This is a genomic window from Cupriavidus sp. YAF13 (genome assembly GCF_052113425.1).
Classification (GTDB): Bacteria; Pseudomonadota; Gammaproteobacteria; order Burkholderiales; family Burkholderiaceae; genus Cupriavidus.
This window is the reverse complement of sequence record NZ_JBFRDD010000010.1, coordinates 33,514-47,895: the sequence shown is the minus strand read 5'-3', so window position 1 is coordinate 47,895 and position 14,382 is coordinate 33,514. Positions and strand designations below refer to the sequence as shown.

Genomic DNA, 14,382 nt, shown 5'->3' with positions numbered 1-14,382 from the left:
GTTGTGGTTGTCGATTGCTGCATCATGGCGCCGCCTTCGCAGGCCGCGCCTGGCCGGTGCGCAGCGGGCCGCGCTGGACCAGTGCGTCGGCCAGGATCTGCCTCTGCTCGGGCGACAGCGTGGCGGCGAAATCCACCACGCTGCCTTCCAGCCGGGCACGCACCGCGGCATCGGCCTCGCGCGTGCGGGCCAATGCCGCCGCCAGCGCGTCGCGTTCGAACTGCGGCTGCCGCAGCAATTGCTCGACCTGGTGGCGTCCGTCGCGCGCGGCGTCCACGTCCGACGCCGCGGCACGTCGCGCCGCGCGCAAGCCTTGCAGGAATTGCCTGCGCTGCTCGGCCTCCAGCCCGTCGGCGGCAAAACGCAGGCCGCGCGGCTGCGCGGCCGCCTGGCGCTCCACGGTGTACCAGCGATAGCCGCCACCGCCAATCGCGCCCAGCAGGAACACGTTGACCAGCACGGAGACCGCCAGCGCTACCTTGAGCCGCTTCAGCGTACGCTCGTTCATTCCTCGCTCCCGTTATGCGCCATGCCACCGAAGCCGGTCGGGGCGTAGGGCAGATCGATAGCGGCCGGCGCCGGTACCGTGGCCAGCACGGCCGAGACCAGCAGCGCGCCCGCCAAGGTGCCGGCCAGGCCGACGCCGGCCAGGCCCAGCCCGGACCACCACCACGGCGCACGCGGCGCGCTCGCGCTCGCCGCAATGCGGCGCTGTAACGCCGCATCGGGGGCCGCCACCTGATGCGCGGCCAGCAAGCGGTCGAGCGCGGCGGCTTCGGCCAGCGCGCCAAGATGCCCGGGCGCGGCAGCCATGGCCTGGCCCGCGGCTCGCTCCCCTTCGGGCCAGCGTGCGGGGTCGGCACCATAGCTCTCGGTCAGTGCGCGAAATCTCTCAGGTGTCATCGCAAATCCTCATGATGGCCGTCTTGCATGAGCAAATCGCGCAGGTTGCGGCGCGCGCGCGCAAGCAAGCTCTCCAGCGCCTCGACGCTGATGCCCATCAGCGCGGCGGCCTCGCCATTAGGCAACTCCTGGTAATACTGCAGCACCAGTGCCTCGCGCTGGCGCGCTGGCAGCTTCGCCAGCGCCGCGCCTACGCGCACGCCCTGCGCCGCCGCATCCAGCGCTTCCTCGGGCCCGGCCCCGGGCGCCGCCTGCTCGGGCACCGGCTCCATGGCCTGCTCGCGCGCGCCGCGCAAGCGGTCGTAGCAAAGGTTCAGCGCCACACGATGCAGCCAGGTGTCAAAGCGCGCCCGGCCGGGTTGCCAGCGCGCGGCCTGCTTCCACAACCGCACGAAGACTTCCTGCGCCACGTCTTCCGCTTCGCCGCGGTCGCCCAGCATGCGCGTGGCCAGCGCTAGCACGCGCGGCAGCTTGCGCGAGACCATTTCGCGCACCGCGGCTGCATCCTGCCTGCCGACCCGCGCCAGCAGCGCATCGTCCGGATCTGTGTCGCTTGTGTCGCTCAATGGGTGTGGTTCCGCGTTGCCGGTTCGTCCTTCTCGCAAGCCGCGCGCCCCCGGGCGGGTGCGGCTTGCCTCGTCAGTAAACAAAAACCGGCGCGCGATAGTGGTAGTAGGCAGGCCGGGCCGGCACGATCACACAGCCAGACAACGTGACGGCGACAAGCGCCGCGATCAGAAGGCTTTTCATCGGTTACCCCTTGCTGTGGTTACTGCCATCGCACTTGAAGCATGTCATGCCGCTCACGGCGGTCGTGCCGGTCACGGCGCCCAATGCCCTTCGACCCAGCGCCATTGCGGGCCACGCGCCAGCCAGTGCCCCGGCACCCAGCGGTAGCCCGCCCTGGCCGGGCGCCAGTGGCCGCCCACCCAGACGTAGGCGCCATTGCGCCATTGCCAGTGGCCCGGATCCCAGACATAGCCGCCGCGCGCGGGCGGCAGGACCTCCCGGCGCATCGGCGGGGGCGCCGTGGGTGCGATCACGATGGTTTGTGCGAATGCCGGCGCCAGCGCGAACGCCGCCGTCACGGCGACGCCCAGGCGGGCAAGGCTAGCTGAGAGGGGCACTGATCTGCGCATGAGAACCTCCAGTCCACAATCCACAGCCCGGCGCGGCTTGCACGCAGGCTTGTCATGTCTGTCATGTCTCTTAAACGCAGGCGGGCGGAAAAAACCGTCGCGGAAAAACGTAAGTTTTGATTACAGCGGCGGCGCGCGGCTCACGCCACCACGTCGACGCCTTCCATCACCCACTGGCGAAAGGTCTGCAGCGCCGGCAGATGCTGTTTCTGCTCGGGATAGCAAAGGTAGTAGCCCTTCTTGCTCAGCACCCGCGCCGGATGCGCCACCACCAGCACGCCGGTGGCGAGCTCCTCCTCGATCAGGCAGCGCGGGATCAGCGCGATGCCGAGCCCCGACATCGCCGCCTGCGTCAGCAGCGAGAACTGGTCGAAGCGCGCGCCGCTCCACGCCTTGCGGGTTGCCACGCCAAGCTCGGCGAACCAGTCGGGCCAGGCTTCGGGCACGGTGGTGTGATGCAGCAGGGGAAAACGCAGCAGCGCCGAGGGCACGCGCGCCATGCCTTCCGGCTCGCCGGCCAGCAGGGCCGGGCGGCACACGGGCAGCACTTCGCGGCCAGTCATGTAGTCGGCAAGGCTGCCAGGCCACATGCCGTCGCCGAAGCGGATGGCGGCATCGAGATCGGGCTGGGAAAAATCGTAGCCCTGCGCGTGCGGCACGAATTCAAGGCTGACATCGGGATGCTTCTCGAAGAACTGCGGCAAGCGCGGAATCAACCACTTGGCGCCCAGCGTGGGCATGCTGGCGATATGCAGGGTGCCGCCGCGGCCCTGCTTGGCGATCAGTTCCACCGTGGCAGCCTCGATCTCGGTCAGGCTCGGGCGGATGCGGTCCAGGTAGCGCTGGCCGGCATCGGTCAGCATCAGGCGCTGGCGCACGCGCTCGAACAGTTCCACGCCGAGGAAGGCCTCCAGGCTGCGCACCTGCTTGCTCACGGCGCCCTGGGTGACGTGGAGCTCCCGCGCTGCGGTGGTGAAGCTGTTGTAGCGTGCGGCAGCTTCGAAGGCCTGCAATTCAGTCAGCGACGGACATAAGCGTCGCATAGATAACCCCTTACTTCACTACCAAACGGAATGATCGCACGATTTTATTTCGTTTGCGGTGTGCCTGCACGAACAAGCAGAATCGGGGAAGCCGTTCTTTTCCCCGCTTTCACTGCTTTAGTTGCTTTCCTTCTCTCCTCCTCTCCTCCCTCCATTCAGGAACCGAACCATGCAACGCCGTAACATGCTCCGCCTCCTTGCCGCCGCCACTGGCGCCGCCGCCGCCGGCCTGTCGCTGTCGGCCGCTGCCCAGGGCACGTACCCGACCAAGCCGATCTCGCTGGTTGTGCCGTTCCCGGCAGGTGGCACCACCGACATCGTGGCGCGCATCGTGGCTGACAAGCTCGGCCAGCAACTGGGCCAGACCGTGGTGGTGGACAACCGCGGCGGCGCCGGCGGCAGCATCGGTACCGGTTACCTGGCCAAGGCCGCGCCGGACGGCTACACCCTGGGCATCGCCACCGCTTCCACGCACGGCATCAACCCGGCCGTGTACCCGCGCCTGTCGTACGACGCCACCAAGGACTTCACCACCATCACCAACCTGGCTTCGGTGCCTAACGTGATGAGCATCAACCCGGCGGTGAAGGCCAACGACATGAAGGCCTTCATCGCGCTGGCCAAGGCCCAGCCGAACAAGATGGCCTACGGCTCGGCCGGCAACGGCAGCGTCTCGCACATGATGGGCGAGCTGTTCAAGATGAGCAGCAAGACCGAGCTGCTGCACGTGCCGTACAAGGGCGTGGGACCGGCGCTCAACGACGCGCTGGCCAACCAGGTGCAGGTGCTGTTCGACAACCTGCCGTCCTCGCTGCCGTTCATCGAAGGCGGCAAGCTGCGCGCCCTGGCCGTGGCCTCGCCCAAGCGCGTGCCGGCCCTGCCCAACGTGCCGACGTTTGCCGAACTCGGCCTGCCTGAAGTCAACGACGCCGCCTGGTTTGGCCTGATCGCACCGGCCAACCTGCCCGCCGACGTGCAAGCCAAGCTGCACGACGCCACCGTCAAGGTACTGGCGCTGCCGGAAGTAAAGGCTAAGCTGGAAAAGCTGGGCGCGGTGCCGGTTGGCAACACGCCGGCGCAATTCGCCGCGCAGATCAAGTCCGAAGTGGCGAAGAACAAGCGCATCGCCGCCGCAGCCAAGATCACCCTGGATTAAACGACGCACATCATGACGGAAGCAGACCGAAAGACCGGGCTCAGCCCTTACCTCCTGCAACTGCCGCAAGGCGAGAGCAGCCCGCTCTTTCTCGATTCGCCGCATAGCGCTACCAGCTACCCGGCCGATTTCCGGCCGGCGGCCGGCTTGCCCCTGCCGCTGCTGCGCCAGGCCGAAGACACCTTCGTCGACGAGCTGTACGCCGACGCTCCCGCACGCGGCATTGCGCTGCTGTGCGCGGGCTTCCCGCGCAGCTACCTCGATGCCAACCGCGGCATCGAGGAAATCGACGAAGCCGTGCTCGACGCACCCTGGCCCGGCCCGCGCCAGGAAACCTCCAAGACCCGTCTTGGCAAGGGCCTGGTGTGGCGTGTGCTGGATACCGGCGAGGCCATCTACGACCGCAAGCTGAGCGTGTCCGAGGTGCAGGCGCGCATTACGCAGTACTACCTGCCCTACTACGCGCAACTGCAAAAGCTGGCCGACCAGGCCATCGCCACGCACGGCAGCGCCTGGCACATCAACTGCCACTCGATGCCCAGCCAGGCGGCGCAGTACGCCACCGAGCATCCCGGGCTGCAGCATCCGGACTTCGTGGTGGGCGACCGCGACGGCACCACCTGCGATACGCGCTTCACGGACCGCGTGGAAGGCGTGCTCAAGGACATGGGCTACGACGTCTGGCGCAACCACCCCTACAAGGGCGTGGAAATCGTGCGCGTGGTGGGCCAGCCGGCACAAAAGCGCCACAGCCTGCAGCTTGAGATCAACCGCAAGCTGTACATGGACGAAGTCGGCCTGGTGCACAACGCGGGCTTCGGCAAGCTGAAGACAGACCTCAACGCGCTGCTGGATGACCTCAAGGCCTTCGTCAAGACGATCTGAGCGGATTCAGCGTTTTCGCCTTTGAGGGCGCTGAACACCAGGAGGCCCGCCGCGCATTGCGTGGCGGGCCTCACTGGCACCCGCGCCGGCCTCGCTCGTGTCTCACGCGTGTATCACCCCTCGCGCCGCCATCCCCGGGCGGTCCGTGCGGCCGGGCAAAACGCTGCCCTGTGCTGCACTCTGCTGCACATCCCGCATGCATTCACTTCGGGTAGAACCCTTAAGTCGGGAGATTTCGGAACTTTGCCGCATGGGTTTCCTCTATCATGGCAGACCTTTGCCAACCCCTTACGCTCCAAAGCAAGACGATCCCGTGATCCGACGAATCTCTGACCTCCTCAGCAGCCGGCTGTGTGCGTTCGCTGCTGCAGTGGCAGGTGCGATCGCCCTGGTGGGCTGCGCCGATACCCCGCTCAATGATCGCGACGCCGTGGTGCACCCCGGCATCGCCACCCCGGCAGCCGCTGCCAACTCCACATCCACCCGCGCCGCGCAGACCCCGCCCGCCACCCCCGCACCGCCCACCAAGACCGTGACCCTGCCCGCGCAAGGCCGAGTAAGCCTGGCCGAGTACCGAGCGCAGATGCGCGAGCAACTGATGCAGACCGAGAACGCCAGCGCGGATGTGGCGGATTGCGCCGCGCACGCCAGCTGGGTCGTGCCCCGCTCGGCCACCTACGACGCCTTGAAGATCCCCACCGGCGCGCTCGGCGCCGGCCAGGCTACCGTCGAGCCGTGGGACGGCCGCTTCTCGCAAGGCAAGCAAGCGGTGCCGGTCAGCTCCGTGGTGACATTTTCCGCGACCGCCCACAAGCGCCGCGCCGAAGCCCAGTGGGAACCGGTCAAGGTGCGCTGCGGCTATGCCGACGGCATGATGCTGGCCTATGAATTGCTCGATGGCAGCGGCACCGTGATCAGCGAGCCAGCGGCAGCACCCGCGGTGCGCAGCAGCAGCGGCAACAGCACGCGCCATGCCACCAGCGGCAAGGGCCACAAGGGCAGCAAGGCGAGCAAGTCCGGCTCCGGCAAGGCCACTAAGTCGACCTCCTCGTCCAAGTCGGGCAGCAGCAAGCCGACGGCCAAGAGCGGCGGCGCCAAGACCAGCAAGGCCACCGGCAAGTCGGCCACCAAGAAGTCGCACTGAGGCCTGCCCGGGCGCTTCTAGCCCCGGTTGGGGCCGCCCTGCACCTGGCCCGTCCAGACGGCGGCCAGGTGCCTTGTCACGTCCTCAGCCCAGTTGCGCCAGCACCGCCTGCAGCATCGCCGCGCCCAGCAGGGCGCTGCGCGCGCCGTTCCAGCCCACGGCCGGATCGGGCTGGTCGGCATTGTCCTTGAACGGCATCTCCAGCGTCAGCGACAGGCAGCCAAAGGTATGGCCGATGTACTTCGAGGCCAGTTTGAGCGCGTCCTGGTTGTACTTGCTGGCAGCGTAGCCGTGCACGTCCTGGAAGTCCGGCGTGGCGCGCTTGAACGCGTCGATGAAACGCAGTTGCTCGACCTTCTGCACCTCGGTAAAGCCGGGCAGCATCTCGCTGCCGGCGACGAAGTTATAGGGCAGGGCCTCGTCGCCATGGATGTCGAAGAACATGTCGCAACCGGTAGCCTCGATGGCACGGCGCACGTGATACACCTCCGGGCTGGTCTGCTCGCTGGGGGCCATCCATTCGCGGTTGAGGTTGGCGCCGGCCGCATTGGTGCGCAGGTTGCCGCGCGCCGAGCCGTCGGGGTTCATGTTCGGCACGATATGGAACACGGCGCGCTCCAGCAGGCGGCGCGCCACCGGGTCGCCGGCCCACATGCCGGTGCCCGTCAGGCGCTGCAGCACGCCCTCGCAGAACCATTCCGCCATGGATTCGCCGGGATGCTGGCGCGCGATCATCCAGATGACCTTCTTGCCGTCGCCGGGCGTGCCGACCGTGACCGCGGTCATGTCGCGGCCGTCCACCGTGCTGCCCAGGTGCGACAGCCGCGCCAGCGGCGAACGCTGGCAGGTGGCCAGCAGGGACAGGTGGCGGTCCTCGGAGTACGGCTCGAAGTAGGCCAGCCACACGCTGTCATGCTCGGGCGTGAAGGCCACCGTCATGGCGCTGCCATCGAAGCTGGTCGGCACGCGGAACCAGTGCGCGCGGTCATAGGAGGCCACGGCCTGGTAGCCGCGCCAGCCGTCGGGGTAGGTGCAGTCGCCGGCATTGAGGAACTGCAGGCGGCATGCCTGGCCAGCCGCGCCCTGCAGCCGGAAATGGAACCACTGGCGGAACTCTGCGTGCGAGTCGGCCCGGATGCGCAGGCGGATGTCGCTCGCTTGCGCAAGCGATTCGACTTCAATGGCGCCCGAATCGAAGCTGGCGGAAATATGCAGGGCTGAACTCATGATGTGGCATCTCGGAGGGTTCGGGCCGGGATGCCTGTGGGCCATCCCTGGCTGGGTTCGGGGGCGATAGGGCGTAGCCGGAGCAGCGTGCGTCAGTCTTCCAGGCGGCGGCGGAAGACCCAGCGCGCGTCGTCGGATGCCGCGGCATCAAAGGCATAGCCATGCTCGGCAAAACGCTTGAGCTTGGCCGGCTCGGTGATGCGATGCGTTACCGCGTAGCGGGCCATGAAGCCGCGCGCCCGCTTGGCGTGGAAGGAAATGATCTTGTAGCGGCCGCCCTTCCAGTCCTCGAACACCGGGGTGACGATCCTGGCGCCAAGCACCTTGGGACGCACCACCTTGAAGTATTCCTCGGAGGCCAGGTTGACCAGGGCCGGGCTGCCGTCTGCCTTCTGCGCCTTGAAGTCTTCGTTGAGCAGCTGCGTGACGTCATCGCCCCAGAACGCATAGAGATCCTTGCCCGCCACGTTGTCCAGGCGCGTGCCCATCTCCAGCCGGTAGGGCTGCATCCGGTCGAGCGGGCGCAGCACGCCGTACAGGCCGGACAGGATGCGCACATGCTTCTGCGCGAAGCCAAGGTCATCGTCCGACAGGCTGGCCGCGTCGAACCCCTCGTACACATCGCCGTTGAAGGCGAGCACGGCCTGCTTGCTGTTGGCCGCGGTAAATTCCGGCGACCAGTCGCCGTAGCGGGTGGCGTTGAGCACCGCGAGCTTGTCGGAGATGTCCATCAGCGCCCCGATATCCTGCGGCGCGAGCTTGCGCAGACGCTCGATCAACACCGCCGAACGGTCGATAAAACGGGGCAGCGTATGGGTCTTCAGACGCGGGGGCGTCTCGTAGTCGAGCGACTTGGCAGGGGACAAGACGATGAGCATGGCAAAATCGCGGCAAACACAAAGGCCAGATTGTAACGAATGCACCCCGACTCTACCGCAGTACCCCTCAATTCCCCGCTGGCACCGCGGGTCGTGCTCGACTCCAACATCTGGGTCGACCTGCTGGTCTTTGCGGATCCGCACGTCGAGCCGATCCGGACCGCCCTGGACACCGGCGCCATTGCCGCGGTGATCCGCGCCGATTGCCGCGAGGAGTTGCGCCGAGTGCTGGCTTATCCGCAATTTGCCCATTTTGGCGTCGATATTCCCGCCGCCATGGCCACGGTCGACCGGCTGACCGCCCTCCTTGCCATCCCGGAAGAAGCCGATATCGCGGCAGCCCGCCTGCCGCGCTGCCGCGATACCGATGACCAGAAGTTCATCGAGCTGGCGCACTTTGCCCAGGCCGGCTGCCTGGTCTCCAAGGACAAGGCCGTGCTCAAGCTCAAGGGCCGCCTACGCCGCCAGAGCGGCGTGGATATCCTGCTGCCCCAGGCCTTCGCCAGCTGGCTGGCCACGCGCGAGGAGGCCGCGGCACAGGCGCCGGCCGATCCCCGCTAGAATGCCAGCATCGTTTTCCGCCCATCCCGACCGCCCAGCCTGACGCAGCTTCCCATGCCCACGAACCTTTCCGCCCAGCCCGGCACCCTTGCTCCCCTCACGCCGCCGGCTTCGCGCCTGCCCAAGGTCGGCACCACCATCTTTACCGTGATGTCGGCGCTGGCCGCCGAGCGCAATGCCGTCAACCTCGGCCAGGGCTTCCCGGATTTCGACTGCGACCCGAAGATCGTCGATGCCGTCGCGCACGCCATGCGCGCTGGCCTGAACCAGTACCCGCCGATGGCGGGCGTGCCCAAGCTGCGCCAGGCCATCGCCAGCAAGATCGGCAAGCTGTACGGCCATGCCTACGACTGGGACAGCGAGATCACGGTCACCGCGGGCGCCACCCAGGGCATCCTGACCACCATCCTGTGCGCCGTGCATCCGGGCGATGAAGTGATCGTGCTGGAACCCTGCTACGACAGCTACATCCCAGCGATCGAAATGGCCGGTGGCAAGGTCGTGTCGGTGGCCCTAGACGCGCCGCACTTCCACATCCCCTTCGACCGCCTCGCCGCCGCTATCACGCCGCGCACGCGGATGCTGCTGATCAACACGCCGCACAACCCCACCGGCACCATCTGGCGCGCCGGCGACATGGATCGCCTCGCCGAACTGCTGGCGGGCACCGACATCCTGCTGCTGTCGGACGAGGTGTACGAGCACATGGTGTTCGACGGCCAGCCGCACCAGTCGGTATCGCGTCACCCCGAGCTGGCACGCCGCAGCTTCGTGGTGTCGAGCTTCGGCAAGACCTACCACGTGACTGGCTGGAAAGTGGGCTATGTGGCAGCGCCGGCCGCGCTCTCGGCCGAGTTCCGCAAGGTGCACCAGTTCAATGTGTTCACGGTGAACACCCCGGTGCAGCATGGCCTGGCCGACTACATGGCGGACCCGGCGCCCTACCTGGACCTGGCGGCCTTCTACCAGGCCAAGCGCGATTTCTTCCGCGCCGGGCTGGCCACCACGCGCTTCAAGCTGCTGCCGTCGGACGGCACCTACTTCCAGTGCGTGGACTACTCCGCCATCTCGGACATGAGCGAGGCGGATTTCTCGATGTGGCTTACGCGCGAGATCGGCGTGGCGGCGATTCCCGTCTCGGCCTTCTACTCGCAGCCGCGCGAGTCCGGCGTGGTGCGCTTCTGCTTTGCCAAGAAGGAAGAGACGCTGGCGCTGGCGCTGGCGCGGTTGAAGACGCTGTAGGCAACGCCTTGGCCAACGAAAAAAGCGCCCGCGGCATGCCGCGGGCGCTTTTTTTTGCCTTGTGCAAACCCTTCGCTTACTTCCGGCCGCTCAGCATCAGCTCGGTATTCGCCTTGCGGTCCTCATTCACCTTCTGCACTGTCGGGCGCTCCGACATGCGCTTGAGGTACTCCTTGACCGGCAGGTCGGCCAGCATGTCCGCACCGTAGATGATCTTGGTGCAAGACGAGATCAGCGGGAAGTGCACCACCGCGGCGCAGTCCGCCAGCGTAAAGGTGTCGCCCGCCAGGTAGGGCGAGAACTTCGCCAGCTTGGCGAAGGCGGGGATATAGCGCTCCAGCAGCTTTTTCTGGCGCTCCTTGACGCCGTCGCTGACCTTGCCGCCGAAAAACGCTTCAGGGTAAAGCTCGCGCGCGGTCAGCTCCAGGTACAGCTCCAGGAAGGTCACCAGTTCGCGCACCTTGGCCGCCTCGTAAGGGCTGGCGGGCAGCAGCGGCGCTTGCGGGTAGGTCGCCTCGATGTAGGCGTCCAATACTTCGGACTCGCATAGCGGGCCGTGATCGGTGATCATGTAGGGCACCTTGCCCAGGGGCGTGGCTTCGAGATCGGTCTTGCCGATCCAGGCCAGCTCCTCCTCGAACGGCAGGTTCTTTTCCAGCAAGGCCAGCTTGACCTTGTTGTAGTAGTTGCTGGCGGCAAAACCACAGAGTTTCAGCATGTCGTCTCTCTCCTCGTTATGGCGTGATTGGCAACCCACCGGGTGGATCGCGATGAAATCAGGGGCTAAGGTACCCTGCCCACACACAGGCAAGCAGGTATTGTGTGCCATGACAGACTCTGGCGGTCCGCGTTGGCCGATCAGCGCACGCCGCCTGCATCGCCCCACTGTCGCGGATGATGCAAAAAACGTACGATCGTGCTAATTTAACCACACTTTTCTGGACGCACTATGAGCACTTTCACCATTGACTCGCTGGGCATCGTCGGCACCGGTGCCATGGGCCGGGGCATTGCCCAGATCGCCGCGCAGGCCGGGCTGACCGTCAGCCTGTACGATACCAACCCGCAGGCCGTGGCCGCCGCCCGGCAATACCTGCAGGATACCTTCGCCAAGCTGGCCGAAAAGGGCAAGATGAGCGCCGAGGACGGCGCCGCCGCGCTGGCCCGCGTGCTGCCCTGCAATGCGCTGGAAGACCTGGCCCGCTGCGATATGGTGCTCGAGGCCATCGTCGAAAAGCTCGAAGTCAAGCGCGACCTGGTGGCCAAGCTCGAAGCCATCCTGCGTCCGGATGCCGTGATTGCCTCCAACACGTCGTCGCTGTCGATCACCGCGATCGCGGTGGGCGCCAAGCAACCTGGCCGCATCGCCGGCTACCACTTCTTCAATCCGGTGCCGCTGATGAAGGTGGTCGAGGTGATCGACGGCCTGTCCGGCGACCCCGCCGTGGGAGACGCGCTGATGGCGCTGTCGCGCCGCCTGGGTCACACGCCGGTGCGCTGCAAGGACATGCCCGGCTTCATCGTCAATCACGCCGGCCGCGGCATGAACATCGAAGGCCTGAAGGTGGCGCAGGAAGGCGTGGCCGGGTTCGCTGACATCGACGCCATCATGCGCGAGCAGGCCGGCTTTCGCATGGGCCCCTTCGAGCTGATGGACCTGACCGGGCTCGACGTGTCGCACCCGGTGATGGAATCCATCTACAACCAGTTCTACCAGGAGCCGCGCTACCGCCCGTCGCCCATCACGGCGATCCGCTCGGTGGGCGGCCTGATCGGCCGCAAGGCCGGCGCCGGTTTCTACCGCTATGTCGACGGCCAGAAGCAGCTGCCCGCCACCGCCGCCGTGCCCACCGCGCGCCCGGCCAGCGTCTGGGTCAGCCTTAACGACGAACGCGGCCATGGCATGGTCGTCAAGCTGCTGCTCTCGCTGGGCATCACGCCCGAAGCCGGCAACCGGCCCTCGGACGACGCCCTGATCGTGGTCACGCCGCTGGGGCTGGACGCCACCACCTGCGCCCTGCATGAGGGCCTGGATCCCACCCGCGTGGTCGCCATCGACACGCTGCTGCCGTTCGAAGCCACCAAGCGCCGCACGCTGATGTCCACGCCAGCCACGTCAGCCGCCATGCGCGATGGCGCGCACGGCGTGTTCGGCAGCGACGGCGTGCCCGTGACCGTGATCCGCGACTCGGCCGGCTTCGTGGCCCAGCGCATCATCAGCTGCATCGTGAACATCGCCAGCGACATCGCGCAGCAGCGCATTGCCACGCCGGTGGATATCGACCTCGCCGTCAACCTCGGCCTGGGCTACCCCAAGGGCCCGCTGGCGCTGGGCGACGTGATCGGCCCGCACCTGGTGCTGACCGTGCTGCGCAACCTCGAACGACTGACCGGCGACATGCGCTACCGCCCCAGCCCGTGGCTCTGGCGCCGCGCCGGCCTCGGGCTGTCGCTGCTGGCCGAAGAGCAGTAAGAACCGCGACCGCAGGCTGTTTTTTGGCCTGCGGTCGTTTCGTATCCGACACCGCGTTGCATCGTTGCATTCGCTCATCCGCACAGGCTGCCATGACCGCACAGCTGCTATCCGAACGCGTCGACACCACCCTGGTGCTGACCATCTCGAACCCCGAGGCACGCAACGCGCTGCATCCGGACATCTACGCGGCCTCGCAGGAAGCGCTTGAGCTGGCCTCGCGCGACGACGAAATCCGCGCGGTGGTGATCACCGGGGCCGACGGCGTGTTCTGCGCCGGCGGCAACCTCAACCGCCTGCTCGGCAACCGCGCCAAGCCGCGCGAGGTGCAAGCCGAGAGCATTGAAGTCCTGAACCACTGGATTGAAACGCTGCATGCCTTTCCCAAGCCGATCATCGCCGCCGTGGAAGGCCCCGCGGCGGGCGCCGGCTTCTCGCTGGTGCTCGCCTGCGATTTCGTGGTGGCCGCCAGCGACGCCAAGTTCGTGATGGCCTACGTCAATGTTGGCCTGACGCCTGACGGCGGCGGCTCGTACGAGCTGGCCCGCGCCCTGCCCCGCCAGCTCGCCTCCGAACTGATCATGGAAGGCAAGCCCGTGGATGCCGCGCGCCTGGCCCATTTCGGGCTGGTCAACCGCGTGGTGCCGCCCGGCCAGGCGCTGACCGAAGCGCTGCGCCTGGGCGAATCGCTGGCCACGCGCTCGCCGCACGCCATGGGCCGCATCAAAGGCCTGATCAACCACGCCGCCACCGCCAGCCTGACCGAGCACCTGGCGGAAGAACGCGACAATTTCGTGGCCGCGCTGCATCACAAGGATGGAGGCGAAGGCATCGGCGCCTTCCTGGAAAAGCGCAAGCCGAACTACCGCTGAGCCGCCGGGCTCGCCAACGCGCGCACCCGGCCTCGCATTGCCACGCCAACGATGCCCGCGCAGACGGGCACAGAAGCACAAGCACCGGAGACTTGCATGGAATTGCCGCCCTCGCCCCGCCGCCGCGTCTACCTGATGCGCCATGGCGCGGTGACCTACTTCGACGAGACCGGGCGCCCTGCGCTGCCCGAGCTGGTGCCGCTCAACGAGACCGGGCGCGAACAGGCCAGCGCGGCCGGCCGCGCCTTTGCCGCCGAGAACATCCGCTTCGACCGCATCATCGTCAGCGGGCTGCCGCGCACGGTGGAAACCGCCGAGCGCGTGCTGGCAGAGTTGCCCGGCATGGCCGATGCCGCGATGGAAACCTGGCCCGAACTACAGGAAATCCGCGGCGGCAAGCTGCAAGGCATCAGCGACGACAAGCTGCGCGACGCCTTTATCGGCGCCTTTGAAGGCGAAGTGCCTGAAGACAAGCGCTTCCTCGACGGCGAAAGCGTGGGCGAATTCCTCGACCGCGTGCTGCCCGCGCTGCGCCGCCTGCGCGACGACCCGAACTGGGACACCGCCCTGCTGGTCCTGCATGGCGGCACCAACCGGGCCATCCTCTCCCACGCCATCACCTGCGGGCGCCGCGTGTTCTACGGCAGCCTGATGCAAACCGCCGGCTGCATCAACGTGCTGGACGTTGGCGACGATCCGCTGGACTGGGTGGTGCGCATGATGAATTACTCGCCGCCCACGCCCGTGCACAGCGGGTCGCGCCACACCACCATGGAAGTGTTGCTGCATCAATACCTGCGCTTTCGCGACCTGCGCGGGCCGGCCAGCTAGCCGCGCCGCACAGAGATAGAGATAAATC

16 protein-coding genes are annotated in these 14,382 nt (G+C 67.1%); 8 read left to right on the top strand and 8 right to left on the bottom strand.

Features of this window, described 5'->3' with window-relative positions:
- Positions 1 to 22 precede the first annotated feature (22 nt).
- From AB4061_RS10865 to gcvA, 5 genes are all read right to left on the bottom strand, one after another.
- Positions 23 to 508 (bottom strand): periplasmic heavy metal sensor, encoded by a 486-nt coding sequence (locus tag AB4061_RS10865; RefSeq protein ID WP_441633567.1) that lies wholly within the window; start codon positions 506 to 508, stop codon positions 23 to 25.
- Positions 505 to 903: a hypothetical protein gene (locus AB4061_RS10860; protein ID WP_441633565.1), complete on the bottom strand. Its 399-nt coding sequence runs from the start codon at positions 901 to 903 to the stop codon at positions 505 to 507. Before AB4061_RS10860 ends, AB4061_RS10865 begins: the two co-directional genes overlap by 4 nt.
- Entirely contained in the window at positions 900 to 1,469 is a 570-nt protein-coding gene (locus AB4061_RS10855; protein WP_441633563.1) for an RNA polymerase sigma factor, read from the bottom strand. Before AB4061_RS10855 ends, AB4061_RS10860 begins: the two co-directional genes overlap by 4 nt.
- 255 nt (positions 1,470 to 1,724) lie before the next feature.
- Positions 1,725 to 2,042 (bottom strand): YXWGXW repeat-containing protein, encoded by a 318-nt coding sequence (locus tag AB4061_RS10850; RefSeq protein ID WP_441633561.1) that lies wholly within the window; start codon positions 2,040 to 2,042, stop codon positions 1,725 to 1,727.
- Positions 2,043 to 2,182: 140 nt separating this feature from the next.
- Entirely contained in the window at positions 2,183 to 3,085 is a 903-nt protein-coding gene (gene gcvA, locus AB4061_RS10845) for a transcriptional regulator GcvA (RefSeq protein WP_441633559.1), read from the bottom strand.
- A gap of 169 nt (positions 3,086 to 3,254) precedes the next feature.
- Here gcvA and AB4061_RS10840 point away from each other — a divergent pair, with 169 nt between their 5' ends.
- From AB4061_RS10840 to AB4061_RS10830, 3 genes are all read left to right on the top strand, one after another.
- Positions 3,255 to 4,241, top strand: a complete 987-nt coding sequence (locus AB4061_RS10840) for a tripartite tricarboxylate transporter substrate binding protein BugE (protein ID WP_150983798.1) — start codon at positions 3,255 to 3,257, stop codon at positions 4,239 to 4,241.
- A gap of 12 nt (positions 4,242 to 4,253) precedes the next feature.
- Entirely contained in the window at positions 4,254 to 5,126 is an 873-nt protein-coding gene (locus tag AB4061_RS10835; protein ID WP_441633557.1) for an N-formylglutamate amidohydrolase, read from the top strand.
- A gap of 313 nt (positions 5,127 to 5,439) precedes the next feature.
- A complete protein-coding gene (locus AB4061_RS10830) occupies positions 5,440 to 6,270 on the top strand; it encodes a BspC domain-containing protein (RefSeq protein WP_441633555.1) in 831 nt (276 codons plus the stop codon).
- 84 nt (positions 6,271 to 6,354) lie between these two features.
- On the opposite strand, the gene AB4061_RS10825 is transcribed toward AB4061_RS10830, so the two are convergent.
- Positions 6,355 to 7,497 carry a M14 family metallopeptidase gene (locus AB4061_RS10825; RefSeq protein ID WP_441633554.1) on the bottom strand — a complete coding sequence of 381 codons (1,143 nt, stop codon included), beginning with the start codon at positions 7,495 to 7,497 and terminating at the stop codon, positions 6,355 to 6,357.
- A 92-nt stretch (positions 7,498 to 7,589) separates the two neighbouring features.
- Positions 7,590 to 8,375: a peroxide stress protein YaaA gene (gene yaaA / locus AB4061_RS10820; protein WP_441633552.1), complete on the bottom strand. Its 786-nt coding sequence runs from the start codon at positions 8,373 to 8,375 to the stop codon at positions 7,590 to 7,592.
- Between the two features lie 39 nt (positions 8,376 to 8,414).
- On the opposite strand from yaaA, the gene AB4061_RS10815 reads away from it, so the two are divergent.
- A complete protein-coding gene (locus tag AB4061_RS10815) occupies positions 8,415 to 8,936 on the top strand; it encodes a putative toxin-antitoxin system toxin component, PIN family (RefSeq protein ID WP_441633550.1) in 522 nt (173 codons plus the stop codon).
- A 54-nt stretch (positions 8,937 to 8,990) separates the two neighbouring features.
- Entirely contained in the window at positions 8,991 to 10,178 is a 1,188-nt protein-coding gene (locus tag AB4061_RS10810; protein WP_441633548.1) for a pyridoxal phosphate-dependent aminotransferase, read from the top strand.
- Positions 10,179 to 10,254: 76 nt separating this feature from the next.
- Here the strand turns inward: AB4061_RS10810 and AB4061_RS10805 are convergent, their stop codons facing one another.
- Positions 10,255 to 10,896 carry a glutathione S-transferase gene (locus AB4061_RS10805; RefSeq protein ID WP_441633546.1) on the bottom strand — a complete coding sequence of 214 codons (642 nt, stop codon included), beginning with the start codon at positions 10,894 to 10,896 and terminating at the stop codon, positions 10,255 to 10,257.
- Between the two features lie 231 nt (positions 10,897 to 11,127).
- On the opposite strand from AB4061_RS10805, the gene AB4061_RS10800 reads away from it, so the two are divergent.
- The 3 genes from AB4061_RS10800 (at position 11,128) to AB4061_RS10790 (ending at position 14,354) form a co-directional block, all read left to right on the top strand.
- Positions 11,128 to 12,651: a 3-hydroxyacyl-CoA dehydrogenase gene (locus AB4061_RS10800; RefSeq protein ID WP_441633544.1), complete on the top strand. Its 1,524-nt coding sequence runs from the start codon at positions 11,128 to 11,130 to the stop codon at positions 12,649 to 12,651.
- A 92-nt stretch (positions 12,652 to 12,743) separates the two neighbouring features.
- The gene (locus tag AB4061_RS10795) at positions 12,744 to 13,523 is read left to right on the top strand and encodes an oxepin-CoA hydrolase, alternative type (protein ID WP_174422879.1); all 780 of its coding nucleotides are present in this window, start codon (positions 12,744 to 12,746) and stop codon (positions 13,521 to 13,523) included.
- 96 nt (positions 13,524 to 13,619) lie between these two features.
- Positions 13,620 to 14,354, top strand: a complete 735-nt coding sequence (locus AB4061_RS10790) for a histidine phosphatase family protein (RefSeq protein WP_416048032.1) — start codon at positions 13,620 to 13,622, stop codon at positions 14,352 to 14,354.
- Positions 14,355 to 14,382 lie beyond the last annotated feature (28 nt).

Coding starts and splice junctions, on each gene's coding strand:
- AB4061_RS10865 (WP_441633567.1), bottom strand. CDS start 508: ATGAACGAGCGTACGCTGAAGCGGCTCAAGGTAGCGCTGGCGGTCTCC.
- AB4061_RS10860 (WP_441633565.1), bottom strand. CDS start 903: ATGACACCTGAGAGATTTCGCGCACTGACCGAGAGCTATGGTGCCGAC.
- AB4061_RS10850 (WP_441633561.1), bottom strand. CDS start 2,042: ATGCGCAGATCAGTGCCCCTCTCAGCTAGCCTTGCCCGCCTGGGCGTC.
- gcvA (WP_441633559.1), bottom strand. CDS start 3,085: ATGCGACGCTTATGTCCGTCGCTGACTGAATTGCAGGCCTTCGAAGCT.
- AB4061_RS10840 (WP_150983798.1), top strand. CDS start 3,255: ATGCAACGCCGTAACATGCTCCGCCTCCTTGCCGCCGCCACTGGCGCC.
- AB4061_RS10835 (WP_441633557.1), top strand. CDS start 4,254: ATGACGGAAGCAGACCGAAAGACCGGGCTCAGCCCTTACCTCCTGCAA.
- AB4061_RS10825 (WP_441633554.1), bottom strand. CDS start 7,497: ATGAGTTCAGCCCTGCATATTTCCGCCAGCTTCGATTCGGGCGCCATT.
- yaaA (WP_441633552.1), bottom strand. CDS start 8,375: ATGCTCATCGTCTTGTCCCCTGCCAAGTCGCTCGACTACGAGACGCCC.
- AB4061_RS10815 (WP_441633550.1), top strand. CDS start 8,415: ATGCACCCCGACTCTACCGCAGTACCCCTCAATTCCCCGCTGGCACCG.
- AB4061_RS10810 (WP_441633548.1), top strand. CDS start 8,991: ATGCCCACGAACCTTTCCGCCCAGCCCGGCACCCTTGCTCCCCTCACG.
- AB4061_RS10805 (WP_441633546.1), bottom strand. CDS start 10,896: ATGCTGAAACTCTGTGGTTTTGCCGCCAGCAACTACTACAACAAGGTC.
- AB4061_RS10800 (WP_441633544.1), top strand. CDS start 11,128: ATGAGCACTTTCACCATTGACTCGCTGGGCATCGTCGGCACCGGTGCC.
- AB4061_RS10795 (WP_174422879.1), top strand. CDS start 12,744: ATGACCGCACAGCTGCTATCCGAACGCGTCGACACCACCCTGGTGCTG.
- AB4061_RS10790 (WP_416048032.1), top strand. CDS start 13,620: ATGGAATTGCCGCCCTCGCCCCGCCGCCGCGTCTACCTGATGCGCCAT.